This is a genomic window from Nonlabens sp. (assembly GCF_039941875.1).
GTDB lineage: Bacteria > Bacteroidota > Bacteroidia > Flavobacteriales > Flavobacteriaceae > Nonlabens.
Window position 1 is genome coordinate 505,672 of record NZ_JBDVDQ010000003.1, and the last position, 22,055, is coordinate 527,726.

General features: G+C 36.1%; 17 protein-coding genes. 10 read left to right on the forward strand and 7 right to left on the reverse strand.

Annotation, left to right across the window (positions count from 1 at the left end; genetic code table 11):
• Positions 1 to 6 precede the first annotated feature (6 nt).
• The 6 genes from ABJF08_RS02665 to ABJF08_RS02690 form a co-directional block, all read right to left on the reverse strand.
• Positions 7 to 831, reverse strand: a complete 825-nt coding sequence (locus ABJF08_RS02665) for a thymidylate synthase (RefSeq protein ID WP_348114497.1) — start codon at positions 829 to 831, stop codon at positions 7 to 9.
• Positions 832 to 939: 108 nt separating this feature from the next.
• Positions 940 to 1,341, reverse strand: coding sequence for a thymidylate synthase (locus tag ABJF08_RS02670; RefSeq protein ID WP_348114498.1), 402 nt, complete (start codon positions 1,339 to 1,341; stop codon positions 940 to 942).
• An 82-nt stretch (positions 1,342 to 1,423) separates the two neighbouring features.
• Positions 1,424 to 3,154 (reverse strand): nucleoside transporter C-terminal domain-containing protein, encoded by a 1,731-nt coding sequence (locus ABJF08_RS02675; RefSeq protein ID WP_348114499.1) that lies wholly within the window; start codon positions 3,152 to 3,154, stop codon positions 1,424 to 1,426.
• 13 nt (positions 3,155 to 3,167) lie between these two features.
• Positions 3,168 to 3,779 carry a bifunctional nuclease family protein gene (locus ABJF08_RS02680; protein ID WP_104513847.1) on the reverse strand — a complete coding sequence of 204 codons (612 nt, stop codon included), beginning with the start codon at positions 3,777 to 3,779 and terminating at the stop codon, positions 3,168 to 3,170.
• 103 nt (positions 3,780 to 3,882) lie between these two features.
• Entirely contained in the window at positions 3,883 to 4,851 is a 969-nt protein-coding gene (locus ABJF08_RS02685) for an electron transfer flavoprotein subunit alpha/FixB family protein (protein ID WP_348114500.1), read from the reverse strand.
• Positions 4,852 to 4,989: 138 nt separating this feature from the next.
• Positions 4,990 to 5,736, reverse strand: coding sequence for an electron transfer flavoprotein subunit beta/FixA family protein (locus ABJF08_RS02690; RefSeq protein WP_348114501.1), 747 nt, complete (start codon positions 5,734 to 5,736; stop codon positions 4,990 to 4,992).
• A gap of 293 nt (positions 5,737 to 6,029) precedes the next feature.
• On the opposite strand from ABJF08_RS02690, the gene ABJF08_RS02695 reads away from it, so the two are divergent.
• Complete coding sequence (locus tag ABJF08_RS02695; RefSeq protein ID WP_104513844.1) at positions 6,030 to 7,010, forward strand: pyruvate dehydrogenase complex E1 component subunit beta; 981 nt, start codon at positions 6,030 to 6,032, stop codon at positions 7,008 to 7,010.
• 137 nt (positions 7,011 to 7,147) lie between these two features.
• Entirely contained in the window at positions 7,148 to 9,676 is a 2,529-nt protein-coding gene (locus tag ABJF08_RS02700; RefSeq protein WP_348114502.1) for a DUF5686 family protein, read from the forward strand.
• Positions 9,677 to 9,870: 194 nt separating this feature from the next.
• Here ABJF08_RS02700 and metK read toward each other — a convergent pair whose 3' ends face one another.
• A complete protein-coding gene (gene metK, locus ABJF08_RS02705) occupies positions 9,871 to 11,127 on the reverse strand; it encodes a methionine adenosyltransferase (RefSeq protein WP_348114503.1) in 1,257 nt (418 codons plus the stop codon).
• A 541-nt stretch (positions 11,128 to 11,668) separates the two neighbouring features.
• Here metK and ilvD point away from each other — a divergent pair.
• From ilvD to argC, 8 genes are all read left to right on the forward strand, one after another.
• On the forward strand, positions 11,669 to 13,345 hold the full coding sequence (ilvD, locus tag ABJF08_RS02710; protein ID WP_348114504.1) for a dihydroxy-acid dehydratase: 1,677 nt from the start codon (positions 11,669 to 11,671) through the stop codon (positions 13,343 to 13,345).
• Between the two features lie 68 nt (positions 13,346 to 13,413).
• On the forward strand, positions 13,414 to 15,147 hold the full coding sequence (gene ilvB, locus ABJF08_RS02715) for a biosynthetic-type acetolactate synthase large subunit (protein ID WP_348114505.1): 1,734 nt from the start codon (positions 13,414 to 13,416) through the stop codon (positions 15,145 to 15,147).
• A 200-nt stretch (positions 15,148 to 15,347) separates the two neighbouring features.
• Positions 15,348 to 15,878, forward strand: a complete 531-nt coding sequence (gene ilvN / locus ABJF08_RS02720; RefSeq protein WP_348114506.1) for an acetolactate synthase small subunit — start codon at positions 15,348 to 15,350, stop codon at positions 15,876 to 15,878.
• A gap of 10 nt (positions 15,879 to 15,888) precedes the next feature.
• A complete protein-coding gene (gene ilvC / locus ABJF08_RS02725; protein ID WP_348114507.1) occupies positions 15,889 to 17,358 on the forward strand; it encodes a ketol-acid reductoisomerase in 1,470 nt (489 codons plus the stop codon).
• Positions 17,359 to 17,500: 142 nt separating this feature from the next.
• Positions 17,501 to 18,793, forward strand: a complete 1,293-nt coding sequence (gene ilvA / locus ABJF08_RS02730; RefSeq protein ID WP_348114508.1) for a threonine ammonia-lyase IlvA — start codon at positions 17,501 to 17,503, stop codon at positions 18,791 to 18,793.
• Between the two features lie 472 nt (positions 18,794 to 19,265).
• On the forward strand, positions 19,266 to 19,889 hold the full coding sequence (locus ABJF08_RS02735; protein WP_348114509.1) for a GNAT family N-acetyltransferase: 624 nt from the start codon (positions 19,266 to 19,268) through the stop codon (positions 19,887 to 19,889).
• The gene (locus ABJF08_RS02740) at positions 19,879 to 21,069 is read left to right on the forward strand and encodes an argininosuccinate synthase domain-containing protein (protein WP_348114510.1); all 1,191 of its coding nucleotides are present in this window, start codon (positions 19,879 to 19,881) and stop codon (positions 21,067 to 21,069) included. The genes ABJF08_RS02735 and ABJF08_RS02740 overlap by 11 nt, the downstream gene beginning before the upstream one ends.
• 2 nt (positions 21,070 to 21,071) lie before the next feature.
• Entirely contained in the window at positions 21,072 to 22,049 is a 978-nt protein-coding gene (gene argC / locus ABJF08_RS02745; RefSeq protein ID WP_348114511.1) for an N-acetyl-gamma-glutamyl-phosphate reductase, read from the forward strand.
• The last annotated feature ends 6 nt before the right edge of the window (positions 22,050 to 22,055 follow it).

The window sequence follows — 22,055 nt, forward strand, 5'->3', positions numbered from 1 at the left end:
TGTAATTTAAACCGCTACTATTCCTTTGATTGCAGGATGTGGGTCATAGTTCTCTAGTGTGAAATCATCATATTTAAAGTCAAATATGTTTTTCACATCTGGGTTTAATTTCATTTGTGGTAATTCTCTAGGCTCTCTAGTTAATTGTAAATCCACCTGTTCTCTTAAGTTATTGTATATATGAACATCTCCGAAACTGTGTATGAAATCTCCATATTCTAGATCACATACTTGCGCAACCATCATAGTTAATAGCGCATAACTTGCTATATTAAAAGGTACACCCAGAAATACGTCTGCACTACGCTGATATAACTGGCAACTTAATTTATTGTTAGATACATAGAATTGAAAAAAGGCGTGACATGGTGGTAAGGCTGCCTTTCCATTGGCAACGTTTTCAGAAAAACTCTTGCTAGTATCTGGCATTACACTTGGATTCCATGCAGTCACCATCATCCTACGGCTGTTAGGATTAGTCTTAAGTGTGTTAATAACCTCTTTAATTTGGTCTATTCCTTGACTATCCCAGTTGCGCCACTGGTGACCATAAACAGGTCCTAGATCTCCATTTTCATCGGCCCATTCATTCCATATTCTGACATTATGATCTTTTAAATATTGAATGTTAGTATCGCCTGATAAAAGCCATAGCAGTTCATGTATGATAGACTTAAGGTGTACTTTTTTAGTAGTTACTAGAGGGAAACCTTTTTGTAAATCAAAACGCATTTGATGGCCAAAAAGGCTGCGTGTACCTGTACCGGTACGGTCACCTTTATCAGTTCCGTTATCAATTATGTCTTGTAAGAGGTCTAAGTATTGTTTCATAAGAGTTTAGTAAATGATGATTCCGCTTTCGCGAAAGCGAATACAATATACAAAGAACTTGAAATTTTAGTTCAAATGATAATAAAACAAACTAAGATTGCAGATTTATTAATTTAAAAGAGAGTCTGGGTTTTTTGAAATAAAAGAACTTGCCCACTCAACAGCACTTTCTATATTATTAAAATAACCAAATGAACCATTGTATAACGATTGTTCATTTGCAGCTTGTATTTTTTGCTCCTTTGAAGTGCCTATTATAGCAATCCCTACGATCATTTTGGGGTTAACTAATTTGTACACCTTAGGCTCAACAGCATGTCCAAATTCACGATTAGAGATAAAAACAATTTTGTTTTTACCGTAAAACTCATTAATGTCATTGAGAATCTTAGACGCTATTTCATTGTTTACGACAACATCTGTATGCAGTTGACCAACTACATAGTTATCATAGCAATAGATTTTGCCAAAGCTATAATTGAAAACGTTTTTGTAGTTTTTAAAGTCCAATGCTTATCGGTTGTTAAATTTTATAACAAATTTACAACATTTCTTTAACATAAAATTAGGTTAAAGAAAATAGCGATTGTTTTTAACCGAAAAGCATTCCTGCTATAGTTGCAGTAAGTAATGCAGCACATGTACCGCCTATTAATGCTTTAACACCAAATGCAGCTAGAGTCTTGCGCTGTCCAGGTGCTAATACCCCTATACCACCTATTTGAATACCGATAGAGGCAAAGTTAGCAAAACCACATAAAGCATAAGTCGCAATAATAATTGATTTAGGATGTAGTATTTTCCCAGCTTCCTTTAACTCCTTTAATGATCCGTAAGCTATAAATTCATTAAGGATTGTTTTTTCTCCTAATAACTGTCCTACTAGAACTATATCTTCAGAGTGTACCCCTATAATCCATGCGATAGGGGCAAAAAGATTACCTAAAATATATTGCATTGAAAGACCGTCATATCTGCCATCGCTGGAAGATGCAATAATAGAATTAAGTCCAGAATATTCTCCTATAAGATCTTTAAGTCCAAAATTTACTACTGCTATTAATGCTGTAAAAACTAGTAGCATGGCACCTACGTTAACTGCTAGTTTTAAACCGTCTGTAGTACCTCTAGAAATAGCATCTAGAATGTTAGTCCCTATTTTATCTTTAGAGACTTTAAGAGAACGATCTATTTTATTAGTTTGTTCTTCTGGGTAGAGCATTTTTGCAATTACAATAGCGGCAGGAGCACTCATTATTGAGGCGGTAAGTAAGTGTTTTGTAAATAATATTTGTTGTGCCTCGCTCTCTCCACCTAGAAAACCAATAAATGCTGCTAGAACACCACCAGCTATGGTGGCCATACCGCCTACCATAAGACAAAGCATTTCTGACTTAGTCATCTTTTCTAAATATGGCTTTACCACTAGTGGAGCTTCTGTCTGTCCTATAAATATGTTTGCTGCTGCGGCAAGAGATTCAGCACCACTTAATCTCATCGTTTTGCTCATAACCCATGCAAGAACATAAACCACTTTTTGAAGTATGCCTAAGTAATAAAGTAATGATGTAAATGCAGAGAAAAACACAATAGTAGGAAGTACTTTAAAAGCAAATACATATCCCCAGTTTCCACTAGGGTCAATAAATTTACCAAAAACAAATTCAGCACCTGCTTCACTAACCGCTAGAAATCGAACAACGCCGGTAGATATGCCGTCAAATATATATGCGACACTCTCAAATTTAAGGACGGATATAGCAAAAACTACTTGTAACGTAACGCCCACTATAACCAGTCTCCAGTCTATTTTCTTTTTATTATTACTTAACAGGTAGCAAAAGCCAAGGATGAAAAACATACCTATTAATCCACGATAAAAACTTTCAAAGCTAAAACCTAGATCGTTAGATATTTGAATATTATTAGACGGTGCTGCTGCCACAGTTTTCTCTATTTTCTTAATTAAGAAGTGATAAGTGACATCGTTATTTTTAATTGATAAACTGTCGTTATTCACCTTTTTTAAATCAAACTGCCTTAATTGGGCGTTGTTTGAGTTAGGGTATAAGGCGATAAAATCATTTTGGATTATAAATTTACCATCAGTATTTAGGCTATCTACTCCAGTGTAAAACTTATAGTTTTGCTGTGAAAAGGTAATGCTGTCCAGATCGTGAGCACTTGCTTGTGTGTTATCAACTGTTGTTGCGGTATCAAATATCCATGTGCCTTCTACGGGCGTGTTTTCTTGTGCATTTCCTATAAATGAAAAGCAAAGTAATGCTAAAGCAGTAAAAAATCTGGCTATAAAGAATTTCATAGAATGGTAATGATTATCGTTTAGATATTTCGTCTCTAATTTGCGCTGCTAGTTCGTAGTCTTCGTTAGAAACTGCTTCGTCGAGCATTTTGTTAAGTTCTGATATGGAGAATTTGCTGTAGTCATCCACTTCTTGTGCCGCAGCGTTGATTAATTCTTCTATCATTTCTTCACCATCTAGCTCTTCCATTTCCAGTTCTTTGTCTGGTTTAATGTGTTGCTGTATACCTGCTTCTTCAAGAATATTTTCATAAGTGAAAACTGGAGCTTTAAATCGTACAGCTAGTGCTATGGCATCGCTCGTGCGAGCGTCTATAATTTCTTCTATTTTATCTCTTTCACAAATAAGACTGCTGTAAAAAACACCGTCTACTAGTTTATGAATGATAACTTGTTTTACCACGATAGAAAATCGTTGGGCAAATGTCTTAAATAAATCGTGGGTAAGAGGTCGCGGTGGACTCAATTCTTTCTCTAGTGCAATAGCTATACTCTGAGCTTCAAAAGCTCCTATTACAATAGGTAGTTGTCTTGATCCGTCTACTTCTTTAAGCACAAGGGCGTATGCACCATTTTGTGTTTGGCTATAAGAGATGCCTCGTATGTTAAGTCGTTTTAGACTCATTGTCTTTGATTGCTAGAAATAAAAAAAAGCTGTGCAAAAATGAGGTTTTTCTCCTATTGCACAGCCTTAAATCTAATAAATTCTTAACTAATTATTAAGAATCTTAAGCATTTGCAGCTTTAAACGCCTTTAATTTCTCGATTAGAGCAGGTACTACCTCAAAAGCATCACCTACAACACCATAATCTGCAGCCTTAAAGAAAGGTGCTTCTGGGTCTGTATTAATAACAACTTTAATCTTTGAAGAGTTAATTCCTGCCAGGTGCTGTATCGCTCCAGAAATACCGATAGCGATATAAAGGTTAGATGCAACTGGCTTACCAGTTTGCCCCACGTGTTCACTATGAGGTCTCCATCCTAGATCACTTACTGGTTTAGAACAAGCTGTTGCAGCACCTAGAACGTCTGCTAATTCTTCTACCATACCCCAGTTTTCTGGACCTTTTAATCCACGACCTGCACTTACTACTATTTCAGCATCTGCGATAGTTACTTTGTCAGTAGCTTTATCTACAGACTGTACAGTTACATTAAAATCTGTATCGTTTAAAGAAGGTGCAAATTCTTGTACGGCACAATCTGTTGCATTTTCTTTAAGTCCGTAAGCATTTTTAGAAAGTCCTACTAGTTTTACATTAGTAGTAATAGCAGTGTTAGAAAAAGCTTTGTTAGTAAAGACAGTTCTCTTAACTGTAAATGGCTCTGTAGAAGAAGGTAGTGCTGTAACGTTAGACACATATCCTGCTTCTAGTTGTACACTTACTAGAGATCCTAAATACTTAGAGTCTGCGCTAGAACTGATAACAACTACAGTTGCTCCTTCAGCTTTGGCAGCTTGTGCAATAGCGCTAGCATAGGCAGCGGCATTAAATTTTTCTAATTTAGAATCTGCTACGTTGTGTAATTTACTTACACCATATGTACCTAGCTCTCCAGCATCATTTGCATTAAAAGATATAGCGGTAACAGTTGTTCCCATCATATCTGCAACACCTTTTGCATAACTAGCTACTTCATAAGCGGTCTTTTTAAAACCACCGTTTTCTGATTCTGTATATACGAGTACTGACATATATTTTTATTTTTATATAAACATCCTCGTTATAAGGACGATTACTTGATTTGTTATGGGTCTCGCTTTCGCGAAAGCGAAACTCTTAATAATTTTAACCTACAAGATTTTAAACCTTGAACTTTTAATCTTTAAAGATTATATCGCTTTTGCCTCGTTGTGAAGTAAGTCGATTAATTTATCAAGATCACCGGCATCTACAAGAGTTACCTGACCTTTAGGTTCTGGCTTTTCAAAAGAAACACTATTAGTCTCTGTACTAGCATCTGTTGCAGGTACGACATTAAGAGGTTTTTTACGAGCCATCATAATTCCACGCATGTTAGGAATTCTTAGGTCACTTTCTTCTACAAGACCTTTTTGTCCACCTATTACTAGAGGTAGGCTAGCGGTAACGGTTTCTTTACCACCATCGATTTCACGTACAGCGGTTGCGTTAGTACCATCTATTTCTAGAGAGATACATGTGTTTACAAAACTAGCTCCTGTCATAGCGGCTACCATACCTGGTACCATACCACCATTATAATCGATAGATTCACGACCAGCGATAACTAGATCATAACCACCGTCTTTTACGACTGCGGTTAATTGTTTTGACACCTGGTAACCGTCAGTTGCTGGTGTGTCTACTCTTATTGCTGTGTCTGCACCTATTGCTAGGGCTTTTCTTAAAGTCGGTTCAACTTCTGCACCACCTACAGTAACTACATCCACACTTGCACCTTGTTTTTCTTTAAACCACATAGCGCGTGTAAGACCAAATTCATCATTTGGGTTGATGACAAATTGTACACCGTTAGTGTCAAATTGAGTATCGTTATCTGTAAAATTGATTTTGGAAGTGGTATCTGGCACGTGGCTGATACATACTAATATCTTCATATTTTATAGTCTTTAAAGTCTTTTTCAATCGTTTGCGAAGTTAGGAAAAAAACAAGTAATAAACTATGCATGCATAATAAATTTTTGTTTAATATTTCCTCAAGTATTGATTTTCAATATTTTTCATTCTAGGGTGTAACTCTTGTCTATCTTGATGTTTAGACGGTTCAAGAATGTTTTGTATGATAATAGTAGGTAAAAGGGATATTTTTTAGCCTAAAAATCTAGCATACTAAGTTCATGTAAGTTATTTTTGTTTTCTTGAAAAACTGAATAACATCATATCCTAATATATGAAGACAATACAATTCCGCGAGGCAATTTGCGAAGCGATGAGTGAAGAAATGAGACGCGACGAGTCTATTTACCTTATGGGTGAAGAAGTTGCAGAATATAATGGAGCTTATAAGGCTTCTAAAGGTATGCTGGACGAGTTTGGTGCAAAGCGTGTGATTGATACACCTATTGCCGAGCTAGGTTTTGCTGGTATAGCTATAGGTTCTACTATGACTGGTAATAGACCTATTGTAGAGTATATGACGTTTAACTTTTCTCTTGTTGGTATCGATCAGATTATTAACAATGCAGCAAAAATACGCCAGATGTCTGGTGGACAGTTTAAGTGTCCTATCGTTTTTAGAGGTCCTACTGCAAGTGCAGGACAGCTAGCAGCTACTCACTCACAAGCTTTTGAAAACTGGTTTGCAAACACACCAGGTCTTAAAGTAATTGTGCCATCTAACCCTTATGATGCAAAAGGTCTTCTTAAGGCAGCGATACGTGATGACGATCCTGTTATTTTTATGGAGTCTGAACAAATGTATGGTGATAAAGGTGAAGTGCCAGAAGGTGAATATGTTTTACCTATAGGTGTTGCAGAGTTAAAGAGAGAAGGTAATGATGTGACTATCGTTTCTTTTGGTAAAATTATCAAAGAAGCTTATAAAGCTGCAGACGAGTTAGAGAAAGAAGGTATCTCTTGTGAGATTATCGACTTAAGAACGGTACGTCCTTATGATAAAGAGGCGATTTTAAAATCTGTAAAGAAAACAAATCGTTTAGTGATTCTTGAAGAAGCGTGGCCATTTGGTAACGTATCTACAGAGATTTCTCACATGATACAGGCTGAGGCTTTTGATTACCTAGACGCTCCAGTTTATAAAATAAATACACAAGATACACCAGCACCATATTCTCCAGGTTTACTAGCAGAGTGGTTACCAGATTATACTGATGTGGTAGAAGGTGTTAAAAAAGTAATGTATAGAAAGTAATTTCTGACAACATTTTTGATCAAAACCCATTTCGTTAGAGATGGGTTTTTTTGATTTAAAGCTAGATATAATTTTTTTTGTCTTAAGTTACTATCATTTACGTCAGTAGTCCTACTTTTGACCTTTGCCATATGCTTATGAAAACTCTTTATAATAATTACGCTTTCGCGAAAGCGATAATAAAATCAGTCCTATATATAGGTATATTATTTTTTGCTATAACAAGTACTGCACAGACTAAAGTAGGTGGAGTGATTTATGACGATTTTGGTGATGCCGTTCCGTTTGCAAACGTAGTTTTCCCAGGCTCTAGTGAAGGTACTATCTCTAATGATAACGGACGGTTTTATTTACAGTCTGAGAACACGTATGACAAAGTAGAATTTTCTTTTGTAGGATATAAAACCCAAACTATAAAATTAGATAATAGAGTGAATCTAAACATGAAGGTTACTCTTGATACTGACACTGCAGAGTTAGATGCGGTAGTGGTGTATGCTGGTAAAACATCTAAAAAGAACAACCCTGCTATCGATATACTACGTAAAGTATGGGAAAATAGACGTAAAAATGGACTTGCTCAATTTAAGCAATACCAGTATGATAAATATGAGAAGCTAGAATTTGACATGAATACCATAGATAGCTCTTTGATCAACTCAAAGCTTTTCCGAGGTATGGAGTTCGTATTCGATTATGCAGACACGAGTAGAATAACCGGTAAAACCTACTTGCCTATATTTATTAATGAATCACTTTCTACTGTTTATGGAGATAACGAGATTAATAAAGAACTAGATGATGTTAAGGCAAACAAGAATTCTGGTTTTTCAAACAACCAGACTTTAATAGCATTTGTAAAGGATCTATATAACGACATAGATGTCTATGAACGTTATTTAAAATTCTTTGATAAAAGTTTTACGAGTCCAGTAGGTAAAAGTGGTATTGACACCTATAACTATGTATTGAGAGATACGGCTATAGTGGATGGAGTAGAGGCGTATAATATAGTTTACTATCCACGTCGTAAAAACGAGCTTACTTTTAAAGGTGATTTTTGGGTGGCGACAGAGTCCTATGCGATCAAGGAGATCAATATGCAAGCGACTAAAAGTGCCAACATAAATTGGGTAAAAGAAATTTATATAGAACAAGAATATGATGTTCTTAATGACAGTCTGTTCTTAATTACACGAGATTATTTCTTAAGTGATTTTGCACTTAACAAGAAAGAGAAGTCCAAAGGTATTTATGGAAAACGTACCACCTTATTTAATGATTATAAATTTGATATAGAAAAAGAGCCAGATTTTTATAGACGTAGAGTTAATGACTATGATCCAGAAATTTATAATCGTGATGAGGCCTACTGGGATGAAAACCGATTAGAAAAACTTAATAAAGATGAGAAACAAGTGTACACCATGCTGGATACACTTAAAAAGAACAAGAAGTTTAAACGTCTTTATAATATAGGTACTGTACTAGCTTCTGGTTATTATGAATTTGATGGTTTTGATTTTGGTCCTATATTTTCCACCTTTGGTTTTAACGATGTAGAAGGTTTGCGATTACGTGCTGGTGGTAGGACATACTTTGGTGCAAATGATCCCTGGAGAATAGAAGGTTATGGAGCTTATGGTTTTGATGATCAAAAATTTAAATTCGGTATAGGTGGTAAATGGCTGTTAGATAAACAAAGCCGTTTGATACTAAGTGGTGGTTATAGAAAAGATGTAGAACAACTAGCAGCCAGTCTTACTAAAACTAATGATGTTTTAGGGCGTAGTCTTGCCTCTAGTGCGATAGTAAGTGCAGGTAATAATGGTAGATTATCTAATATTAAATTAGGTCTTGCTGCCATTAGTTTTGAGCCGTTATATAACTTAGAATTTAGATTAGGTACGAGTTACAGAAAGATAACAACGGCTAATCCTGGTTTCTTTAGTCTAGACTATTTTGATGCAGACTCTCCAGGCGGCATACAGTCAGAAACTAACCAGGCCGAAGTAGATTTTTCTATGACTTATAAACCAGGGCGTAAAACGACTAATTATGGTGTAGATCGTACGGTTATAAATGAAGGAGCTTATCCTATTTTGTTCGTTAATTATTCTAAAGGTTTTAAAGATCTCTTTAGTAGTGATTTTGATTATGATAAGTTTCAATTTTATTACAGTCATCCTATCCAGATAGGTGCATTTGGTAGATTAACAGCACGTATAGAAGCTGGTAAAACCTTTGGAGAAGTGCCGCTAGCATTACTGGATGTTATACCTGGTAACCAGACTTATTTCAATGTTTCAGGATCATTTAATACGATGGATTTTTATGAATTTGTAAGTGATGAGTATTTGATGGTAAATCTAGATCATAATTTTAATGGTCGTATTTTTTCTCGTATTCCTGGTTTGAGAGATTTGAATCTACGTGAGTTAGTAGGTATAAAAGCTGCTTATGGTAGAATTAGTGATGAAAACATAGCCTTAAATGCCAGCGGTCTTAATTATCTAGCTCCAGAAGATATTTACTGGGAATATAGTGCTGGTGTAGGTAATATCTTTAAAGTACTGCGTATAGATGTAAGTTTTAGAGGTGGTTATAATTACCTGCCAGATGCTCGTAGAATGGCTATTACTGGTAGTTTTGGTTTCTTCTTTTAGAGTCATACCGCTGCAGAGCGGTATCGGCTAGTTTAGTCTTGCAATTGTTACATATCAAACCCCATTTACGATTATGTAAATGGGGTTTCTTTTTTGAAAGCCACAAGCTACTATACTTGAATTAAGAACAAAAAAAATCTCCAATTCAAATTAATTGAATTGGAGATTTTTAAAATATATATGCTGTATACTATTTACAGTTCAAAAGCTTTTTTAACTTCTTCTACAAAGTCTAATTTTTCCCAAGTAAATAACTCTACTTCTCTTTCTACCTTTCCATTGTATGGAGATTCAAAAACAAGCTTTTCTGTACGAGGTGTTCTACCCATGTGACCATAAGCAGCCGTTTTAGAGTAGATAGGGTTTCTCAATTTTAATCTAGATTCTATTGCAGCAGGACGCATATCAAATATCTCTGCGACCTTCTTAGAAATTTCACCATCAGTTAAATTTAATGTAGAGGTACCATAAGTTTCTACATTAATAGAAGTAGGTTCTACCACACCTATGGCATAGGAAACCTGCACAAGAACCTCGCTAGCAAGACCAGCAGCTACTAGATTCTTTGCAACGTGACGTGACGCATATGCAGCACTTCTGTCTACCTTAGAAGGATCTTTACCAGAAAAAGCACCACCACCGTGAGCACCTTTACCACCATAAGTATCTACTATTATCTTACGACCGGTTAATCCTGTATCACCATGTGGTCCACCTATAACAAATTTACCAGTAGGGTTTATGTGATAGGTAATATCATCATTAAATAAGTCCTGAGCATAAGCAGGTAATAATGCAGTAACACGAGGAATCAATATTTCAACAAGATCTTTTTTGATCTGAGCAAGCATTGCAGCATCATCTTCATTAAAAGGATCGTGTTGCGTAGAGATTACGATAGCATCTATACGCTGTGGCACGTTATCATCACTATACTCTATAGTTACTTGCGATTTTGCATCTGGTCTTAAATAAGTTATTTCCTTATTTTCACGACGCAATGCAGCAAGCTCTACTAATAATTTGTGTGATATATCTAGAGCAAGAGGCATGTAATTCTCTGTCTCGTTAGTTGCATAACCGAACATCATACCTTGGTCCCCAGCACCTTGCTCTTCTTTAGTAGCACGATCTACACCTTGATTAATATCTTGCGACTGCTCATGGATTAAAGATATTACACCACAAGAATCACCAGAAAACTGGTAAGCACCTTCCGTATAACCTATTTTATTGATCACATTACGTGCAATTTGAGCTGCATCGATGTAAGTGTTTGATTTTACCTCTCCGGCAAGAACGACCTGTCCAGTAGTTACAAGCGTTTCACAAGCAACCTTTGATTCTGGATCAAAAGCAAGAAAATTATCTAATAAAGCATCACTGATCTGGTCAGCAACTTTGTCTGGATGTCCTTCACTAACGGACTCTGATGTAAATAAGTAGGGCATTTTATATGTGCGCTTTCGCGAAAGCGTAATAAATACAAATCTCGCGTGATTAATAATATAAGAAAATAAAAGTGGCTGTATTGTTTTGCGCAGTACACTGTTTTAGCGTTTGTGTTTTCTTTTTTGAAAACGAGGTCGCAAGCAGCCAAATCTCTCCCCTTATTTGAATTGCAAATTTAATGAATGTAATTATTTATTGGCACATCACTTATAAGATTATTAACATGTGCTATAATAAGACTTTATGGATATTTTTAAATCCCTACAAATTAAGTAGGGTAAATAATGTATACGTTCATATATCATAATTTGAAAATACAGATAAACAACATTGGATATCATATTTTGGTTATTGTTAAATACCTGATATTAAGGCGTTTAAGTGTGATTAATGCTGTTTGGATAACAATGGCTTTATGAATTGCCTACTGAGGGACCTAAATGCAAACTTTAATTTTGAATCGATATTCTATCATCTAAAATAATAGAAGAATTATAAGGAAGTAAGTTATCGTTTACCCTTAAGATTTAAAATATAAATATGCCGCTCACTAAATATAGTAAAACAGTAACTCAAGATCCTACACAACCAGCTGCACAAGCTATGTTGCATGCTATAGGTCTTTCTAAGGAGGATTTGCTCAAACCATTTGTAGGTATTGCGAGTACAGGTTATGAAGGTAACCCATGTAACATGCATCTTAATGACCTTGCAAAATTGGTTAAAGGAGGAACTTTAGAATCGAACCTAGTTGGATTAATCTTTAATACTATAGGAGTAAGTGACGGTATTTCTATGGGAACACCTGGTATGCGCTATTCTTTGCCATCGAGAGATATTATAGCAGACTCTATGGAGACCGTGGTGCAAGCTATGAGTTATGACGCACTGGTGACGGTTGTAGGTTGTGATAAAAACATGCCAGGTGCACTAATGGCAATGATAAGATTAGACCGTCCTTCTATACTGGTTTATGGAGGTACGATAGATTCTGGCTGCCATAAGGGTAAGAAATTAGATGTAGTTTCTGCTTTTGAGGCTTGGGGCAGTAAGGTGGCAGGTACTATGGAAGAAGAAGAATATCAAAATATAGTAGAAAAAGCATGTCCTGGTGCTGGTGCTTGTGGTGGTATGTATACTGCAAATACCATGGCAAGTGCGATAGAAGCATTAGGTATGTCTTTACCATTTAATTCTTCTAACCCTGCATTAAGTGATGATAAGAAAGAAGAATCTGTCAGAGCAGGACAAGTCATGTTAGAATTATTAGAAAAGGATATTAAACCGTCTGATATTATAACACGTAAATCGTTAGAGAACGCTGTACGGTTAGTCACTATTCTTGGCGGTTCTACAAATGCTGTTCTACATTTTCTAGCGATAGCAAGAGCAGCGCAAATAGATTTTACACTTAAAGATTTTCAAGATATAAGTGATAACACGCCTTTCCTGGCAGATTTAAAACCTAGTGGTAAATATCTTATGGAAGATATTCATCGCATAGGAGGTATTCCTACTGTTATGAAGTACTTACTTTCTAAAGGATTAATTCATGGAGACTGTCTTACAGTAACTGGTAAAACAGTAGCTGAGAATCTAGCAAATGTGAAAGACCTTTCTGAAGAACAGGATGTGATTAGAACTGTAGAAAATCCAATTAAGATTTCTGGACACTTGAGAATGCTTTATGGCAACCTTGCTAGTGAAGGTAGTGTTGCAAAAATCACAGGTAAAGAAGGGTTGCAATTCTCAGGAAAAGCAAAGGTTTTTAATGGTGAATATGAAGCAAATGATGGCATACGCGACGGACTAGTAGAAAGAGGTGATGTAGTAGTCATAAGATATGAAGGGCCTAAAGGAGGACCAGGGATGCCAGAAATGTTGAAACCTACAGCAGCTATTATGGGTGCAGGACTAGGTAAAGACGTGGCGCTTATTACAGATGGTCGTTTTTCTGGCGGTACGCATGGCTTTGTTGTAGGCCATATAACACCAGAAGCTCAAGAAGGTGGAGTGATTGCTCTAGTTGAAGATGGTGATGTCATTACTATCGATGCAGAAGCAAATACCATACAATTAGAAATCTCAGATAAAGAACTAACTAAACGTAAAGAACAATGGCAGGCACCAGAGTTGAAGTTTAAAAGAGGTGTTCTTTATAAATATGCAAGAACGGTTTCTAATGCTTCAAAAGGTTGTGTCACAGACGAGTTTTAATGGCTAAAGACTGTAAACACGTACTCAACAAAAAGAATAAAAAATTACAATAATCAAAATCGATGATTATGAAAGAACATGCACTAATAAATTCCCCTACTTCAAGCAAAGTAACAGAAAAGATATCTGGTGCAGAAGCTATCATAAAATGTTTCCTTGCCGAAGGTGTAGATACAGCATTTGGTTATCCAGGTGGTGCGATCATGCCGTTGTATGATAAGCTTTATGGTTATCAGAAAGAGTTGAAACATGTACTCACTAGACATGAACAAGGAGCAACACATGCAGCACAAGGTTATGCACGTATATCAAATAAAGTTGGAGTTTGTATAGCAACTTCTGGTCCTGGAGCAACAAATCTTATTACTGGACTGGCAGACGCGATGATAGATTCTACACCTATGGTATGTATTACTGGTCAGGTAGCTTCTCATTTATTGGGTACAGATGCTTTTCAAGAAACAGATATTATAGGTATTTCAACACCAGTAACTAAGTGGAATGCTCAGGTAACTAAAGCAGCAGATATTCCTAAGGCTCTAGCTAAAGCTTTTTACATCGCTCAAAGTGGTCGTCCTGGTCCTGTATTAATTGATATTACAAAGGATGCACAGTTTGAAGAATTTGATTTTGCATATGAAAAATGTAAATCCATAAGAAGTTATGTTCCAGTTCCAGAGACAGATTTACAAACTGTAAAGGATGCTGCTCACTTAATTAATAAGGCTCAGAAGCCTATGATTGTTTGGGGTCAAGGAGTAGTACTGAGCGAGGCCGAAAAAGAATTGCAATTGGTTATAGAAAAAGCAGGGATTCCATCTGCATGGACCATTCTAGGTGCAAGTGCTATTCCTACTTCTCATCCACTTAATGTCGGTATGGTAGGTATGCATGGTAATTATGCACCTAATTTATTAACTAATGAATGTGATGTTTTAATAGCGATAGGAATGCGTTTTGATGACCGTGTTACTGGTGATTTATCTCGATATGCAAAGCAAGCCAAAGTGATACATTTTGAAATAGATCCATCTGAGGTGAATAAGAATGTAAAAGCAGATATTGCTGTTCTAGGTGATGCAAGAAACACTTTAGAACTATTACTCCCTTATTTAGAAAAAAGAGAACACCATAAATGGTTAACGAGATTTAAGGAACTTTATGAAGTAGAAGTAGATAAAGTTATAAAAGAGGATATGGAACCATCTGTAGATGGACTTACCATGGCTGAGGTTATACAGCAAATTAATGTACACTCAAAAAGTAAAGCAGCTATAGTAAGTGATGTAGGCCAGCACCAGATGATAGCATGTCGTTATGCTAGTTTTAAACAAACACGTAGTAACATTACATCAGGTGGATTAGGAACTATGGGGTTTGCGCTTCCGGCAGCTATTGGAGCACAAGTAGGTGCGCCAGATAGAGATGTCGTTGCAGTAATAGGTGATGGTGGCTACCAGATGACTATTCAAGAATTGGGAACCATTTTTCAGACTAAAGTACCTGTAAAAATTGTTGTGCTTAATAACGAGTTTTTAGGAATGGTGCGTCAGTGGCAACAGCTGTTTTTTGATAAGCGCTATGCCAGTACAGAAATGACAAATCCTGATTTTATAAAAATAGCCGAAGGATATCACATCAAAGCAAAACAAGTAACAGATCGTAAAGATCTTGCTGGTGCCGTAGAAGAAATGATGAAGAGTGAGGAAGCATATTTTCTTGAAGTCCGAGTGCAAAAAGAAGGAAACGTTTTCCCAATGATCCCAACAGGAGCATCAGTTTCAGAGGTGCGCCTCCAGTAGAAACGCATCGCATGCGTTCAAGCAGTGACGCATCGCATGCGTCCGAAAACAGAGCGTTCAAGACATGCGTCCGAAAACAGGGCGTTCAAGCAGTGATACATTGCATGCATCTGGAATAATGCGCATCGCTTGTTGAAGACGACGATATCGAGAAAAGTAAAGCAAAGCTGTTCATTGACAGCTGAACGAAATAAAAAATTATGGAAAACCAAGAACAACTTTTTACCATATCAATTTATACAGAAAACAACATAGGGTTGTTGAATAGGATTTCGGCAATATTTCAACGCCGTCATGTGAATATAGAAAGCATAAACGGTTCTGCATCAGAAATAGAAGAGGTGTCAAAATGGACCATTTTAGTAAATATGACCGAAGAAAACATGAAGAAGATAATCGGTCAGATAGAGAAACAGGTAGAGGTTATAAAAGCTTACTATCACTCTGACGAAGAAACCATTTATCAAGAGTCATGTCTGTTTAAAATTAAATCTGACCTTCTTTTTGAAGAACCTCAGATTCAAAACATAATTAAAGAAAGTAACGCACGCATAGTAACGGTAAATAAGGAGTTTTTTGTTTTAGAAAAATCTGGAAGAAGAAGCGAGGTCGATTTATTATATCGTGAATTAAGTGCGCACGGCATACTACAGTTCAATAGATCTGGACGTATAGCTGTTACTAAAGAACCAATGGAAATTTCAAAAATGCTACAGGCATTAAACTCATAAAATAAGTACCATGTCAAATTATTTTAATACCCTATCACTTTCACAAAAATTAGAACAATTATCTAAATGCAGATTCATGCAACAAGCAGAATTTGAAGATGGTGTTAACGCTTTAAAAGGAAAGAAAATCACCGTAGTAGGTTGTGGTGCACAAGGATTAAATCAAGGTCTTAATATGAGAGATTCTGGATTAGATATATCTTATGCATTAAGACAGGCTGCTATAGATCAAAAAAGGCAATCGTTTAAAAATGCTACAGAAAATGGTTTTACCGTAGGGACTTATGAAGAATTAATCCCTAATTCTGATCTAGTTTTAAACCTAACACCAGATAAACAGCACGCAGCAGTAGTAGAGGCGATTATGCCACATATGAAAAAAGGTGCAACACTGTCTTATTCTCACGGTTTTAACATAGTAGAAGAAGGTCAGAAGGTAAGAGAAGATATTACTGTGATTATGGTGGCTCCTAAATGTCCAGGCTCTGAGGTAAGAGAAGAGTATAAAAGAGGTTTTGGAGTGCCTACTTTAATAGCCGTGCATCCAGAAAATGATCCAGAAAATAAAGGATGGGAGCAGGCCAAAGCATATGCCGTAGCAACAGGTGGACATAAAGCAGGAGTTCTTGAGTCTTCTTTCGTTGCTGAGGTGAAGAGCGATTTAATGGGAGAACAGACCATTTTATGTGGAGTATTACAAACGGCTTCTATAATGTTGTTTGATAAAATGATCGCACAAGGCACAGACGCTGAGTATGCATCTAATCTTATTCAATACGGCTGGGAACGTACTACAGAGGCGTTAAAACATGGTGGTATTACTAATATGATGGACAGGCTAGATAATGTTTCAAAGATTAAAGCACACCAACTGTCAGAAGAGTTAAAAGTAATTTTAAAGCCTCTTTTTGAAAAACACATGGATGATATTATGTCTGGACATTTTTCACAAACCATGATGGAAGATTGGGCAAATGATGATGTAAATCTATTAAAATGGAGAGCCGATACGGAGAACACGGCTTTTGAAAAATCTACAGCAACTACAGAAAAAATAGAAGATCAAGAATATTTTGATCATGGTGTGGCTATGGTCGCTTTTATTAAATCTGGAGTAGAACTGGCGTTTGAGACTATGGTAGCATCAGGTATCGTAGAAGAAAGTGCTTATTACGAGTCGCTTCACGAGCTTCCTTTAATTGCAAACACCGTAGCTAGAAAAAAATTATTTGAAATGAATCGCATTATTTCTGACACGGCAGAGTATGGTTGTTACCTATTTGATCATGCATGTAAGCCTTTAGTTTCTTCATTTGTAGATGGTCTCGATGCGGCTGTTATTGGTAACGCTTTCGCGAAAGCGGAATACAAAACCGACAATCTAGAACTTATAGCAGTAAATAAAGCTATAAGAAACCACCCTATAGAAAAAATAGGTGAAGTGTTGAGAGACTCTATGACTGCTATGAAAACCATCTAAATAATAAGTCAGGGCAGGTGCTGGTGGTTCTTAAAATGTGGAACAATAAAAAATCTGTCTATTTAGTGAGCATTCGAGAATGATTACAAAGTGAAGAGAGATCAAGGTACAGTCTAAATGACTTTCCCTTGAATATAAAACGATGACGTACCACGACGGCTGGACGATAAAAGATATGAAAACAGTGACCTATTATCCCAAACTAGAAGATGTAAAACAAGCCGCAAATCGTTTACGCGACGTGGCTTGTTTAACACCTCTAGAGTTAAATACACTTTATTCCGAGAAGTATCAAAGTTCTATCTATTTTAAAAGAGAAGACTTGCAGCCAGTACGTTCTTATAAAATACGCGGTGCATATAATAAGATCTCTACGTTGAGTAAAGAAGATTTATCCAACGGAATAGTTTGTGCCAGCGCAGGTAATCATGCACAAGGAGTGGCTATGTCGTGTAAACTGCTAAATATACATGGCACGATTTATATGCCTACACCGACACCGGTGCAAAAAATCCAGCAGGTAAAAATGTTCGGTGGTAGGTATGTAACGATAGTCATGCATGGTGATACCTATGACGACTCTTACTATGCTGCCATGGAGGAGAATAAAAAATTAGGTAAAACATTTATCCATCCCTTTGATGATGAGAAAGTGATAGAAGGTCAGGCTACTGTAGGACTAGAGATTATGGAACAATCTAAGGTACCTATAGATTATGTTATCATGCCCGTAGGTGGTGGCGGTTTAAGCGCTGGTGTTTCTAGTGTGTTAAAGTACTTATCTCCTCATACTAAAATTATAGGAGTAGAGCCTAAGGGAGCTACCTCTATGGCGACCTCTATTTTTAATAGAGAAAATACGACACTGGATAAGATAGATAGTTTTGTAGATGGTGCTGCTGTTAAAAGAGTAGGAGAACGCAATTTTGAAATATGTCAACAGAATCTTACAGAAACTATTAATGTAAGTGAAGGTGCCATATGTCAGACCATTCTAGATTTATATAATAGCCAAGCAATAGTGGTAGAGCCTGCAGGCGCTATGTCTATTACGGCATTAGAATCTATTAGAGAAAAGATTAAGGGTAAAAACGTTGTTTGCGTGGTAAGCGGTAGTAATAATGATATTACTAGAACTGCAGAGATTAAAGAACGTGCTTTATTAGAATCTCAATTAAAGCATTACTTTATAGTTAGGTTTCCACAACGAGCAGGTGCATTAAAAGAATTTGTAGAGAAGGTTATAGGACCTAACGATGATATTACTCATTTTGAATACACTAAGAAAACAAATAGAATTAATGGGTCTGCGGTAGTGGGAATAGAATTAAAAAACACATCAGATTTTGATTCTCTTGTACAACGTATGAAATCACTTAATTTTTATGGAGATTATATAAATAACAATCCTACACTTTTTGAATTTCTAGTGTGATTATATTAAAATTTATTGAAATTCTATGGTGAACTTATTCTGTTTGTTAAAATAGAGATGTGTAGCTATAAATTTCTGTAATTGATAAATACTTGATTATAACGTTGTCAATATGCTAAATTTAAGAAGTTTGCATAAGTTTATAGTGACCGTTCCAAATAAATACTTACTTTTACAGCATGAATTTATCTAGAAATAAAAATATATCCTTACCGGTGCGCTTTACGTTGCGACGCCGCTGTGCTTAATCTCATTTAGCATTTAGATATAACTTTTATTTTTTTTACTTTGAATTCACTTCCATTATTATTTACTACTTTTTTAACTGCTCCTTCTAGGAACGGTTTTTCTGTGCGTCCTACTGTACGACGCCGACGCCCGTAAGGGTTCTTTCTTTTCGGGAATTTAGGTGAGTCCGGTTCTTCTTTTTACAACTACACTTTACACTTTTTAATTTATAAAATCAATCACAATGGAAATTGTCATTGCTCATAAATCGCATTCTAAATATGCACATGTCATTTGTGATACTATAGCCGACGCTGCCAAGGTGCGCGGTACAGGAATCGCAAAACGTACACCAGAATATGTCACTACCAAAATGGAAAATGGCAACGCGGTAATCGCACTGGATAACGGGAAATTTGCAGGCTTTTGTTACATTGAGAAATGGGGACACGGCAAGTTTGTCGCAAACTCAGGTCTTATTGTACATCCAGATTATAGAAATCTAGGACTGGCCAAACAAATTAAAGAACGCATCTTTTTACTATCAAAAGAAAAGTTTCCTGATGCAAAGATATTCAGCATCACCACTGGACTTGCTGTAATGAAAATGAATAGTGACCTAGGTTATAAGCCAGTTACTTTTTCTGAATTAACAGATGACCAGCAATTCTGGAACGGTTGCCAGACCTGTAAGAACTATGACATCTTACAACGTACAGAACAAAAAATGTGTTTGTGTACAGGAATGATCTATGATCCTTCTAAAAAAACAACCAAAGAAAAGAAACCTATTAAAAAGTCTGTTTTCAACAGATTAAAACAAATTAAGCAAACGCTTATTCTCAAAAAAGATCAAAATGAACAATAATAAAAAATTAGTAATAGCCTATAGTGGCGGACTGGATACCTCATATTGTGCTGTATATCTTTCACAAGATCTAGGTTATGAAGTGCATGCTGTGTGTGTAAATACAGGTGGTTTTACGCAAGAAGATCTTAAAACTATAGAATCTAACGCCTATAAAATGGGTGTTACTACGTTTAAAGCCATAGACGCTGTCAGTACTTTTTATGATAAGGTTGTTAAGTATTTGATTTATGGAAATGTATTGAAGAACAATACCTATCCGCTATCGGTAAGTGCAGAGCGTATTGTACAAGCCATTGAGATTATAGAATATGCAAAAACCATAGACGCGCAATTTATCGCTCATGGAAGTACCGGTGCAGGAAATGATCAAGTGCGTTTTGATATGATTTTTCAAACGCTAGCGCCACATATAGAAATCATTACACCTATAAGAGATGGTAAACTATCTCGTAAACAAGAGATAGATTATCTAATAGAAAACGGAATAGCCATGTCTTGGGAAAAGTCTCAATATTCTGTGAATAAAGGACTTTGGGGAACCAGTGTCGGTGGAGCAGAAACACTAACCTCGCTCAAAGCTTTACCAGAAGAAGCTTATCCATCACAACTTCAAAAAGAAGGAAAGGAACAAGTAAAACTTAGTTTCAAAAAGGGAGAATTAATTGCTGTAAATGGGAAAGAGCAATCTTCAGAACTGGCTATACAACAACTCAATGATCTTGCTTCTTCATATGCTATTGGTAGAGATATACATGTAGGCGATACCATAGTAGGTATGAAAGGTAGAGTAGGTTTTGAAGCTGCAGCAGCGTTGATTACTATTAAAGCACACCATTTATTAGAAAAACACACTCTTACTAAATGGCAGTTACAGCACAAAGATTATCTGTCTAGTTTTTATGGAATGCACCTGCATGAAGGGCAGTACCTCGATCCTGTAATGCGCGACATGGAGGCTTTCTTAGAAAGTAGTCAGACCAAAGTTACTGGAGATGTTTATGTCACTTTACAACCTTATCATTTTACTCTGGACGGTATAGAATCGGCAAATGATTTAATGAATGCAAAGTTCGGCACATATGGAGAGGAGAATAAAGCGTGGACAGCAAGTGAGGCCAAAGGTTTTATCAAGATCATAGGAAACAGCAATAAGATTTATAACCAGATACATCAGTAATCATGATTAAAGCAGGAATAATAGGTGGTGCAGGTTATACAGCAGGAGAATTAATAAGACTTTTAATTCACCATGATGAGGTAGTCATAGATTTTATATACTCGACTTCAAATGCTGGTAATGCGGTGAGTGATGTGCATCAAGACCTTTTAGGTACTACAGATTTGGTATTTATAAACCAATTAAATAACAGTGTAGATATTTTGTTTTTATGTCTAGGTCATGGCAATTCAAAATCTTTTTTAGAGAAGCATCAATTTTCAAAGAATACAAAAATTATCGATTTAAGTAATGATTTTAGGTTGATTGAATATGCACGCTTTCGCGAAAGCGAGTTCACATATGGACTGTGCGAGTATCAAAAAGAAGAGATTAAAAAAGCTACTCATGTTGCAAATCCAGGATGTTTTGCAACAGCAATACAACTTGCCATTTTACCTCTAGCTTCACAGCAATTGATAAAAAAAGATGTGCATGTAAATGCGGTTACTGGTGCAACTGGTGCAGGTACAAGTCTATCACCGACGACACATTTCACATGGAGAGATAATAATTTCTCACACTATAAAGCTTTTACGCATCAGCATCTTGGAGAAATAAATCAGACTTTAAAACAGTCACAACAAGATTTTAATTCTAATGTGCTATTCGTACCTAATCGTGGTGATTTCAGTAGAGGGATTTTTGCGACAGCTTATACTAAAATAGACCTATCACTAGAAAAAATAAAAGACTTTTATAAGGAATACTATAAAGACTCGCCATTTGTATTTGTGTCTGATAAAGAGGTGCATTTAAAGCAAGTAGTAAATACTAACAAGTGCCTAATTCATTTACATAAGCATAACGACATTTTATTAATTACGAGTGTTATCGATAACTTATTGAAAGGTGCGTCTGGGCAGGCAGTTCAAAATATGAACTTGATGTTCGGTTTTCCAGAGGATAAAGGTTTACAACTTAAAGCGAACTTTTTTTAAATACAT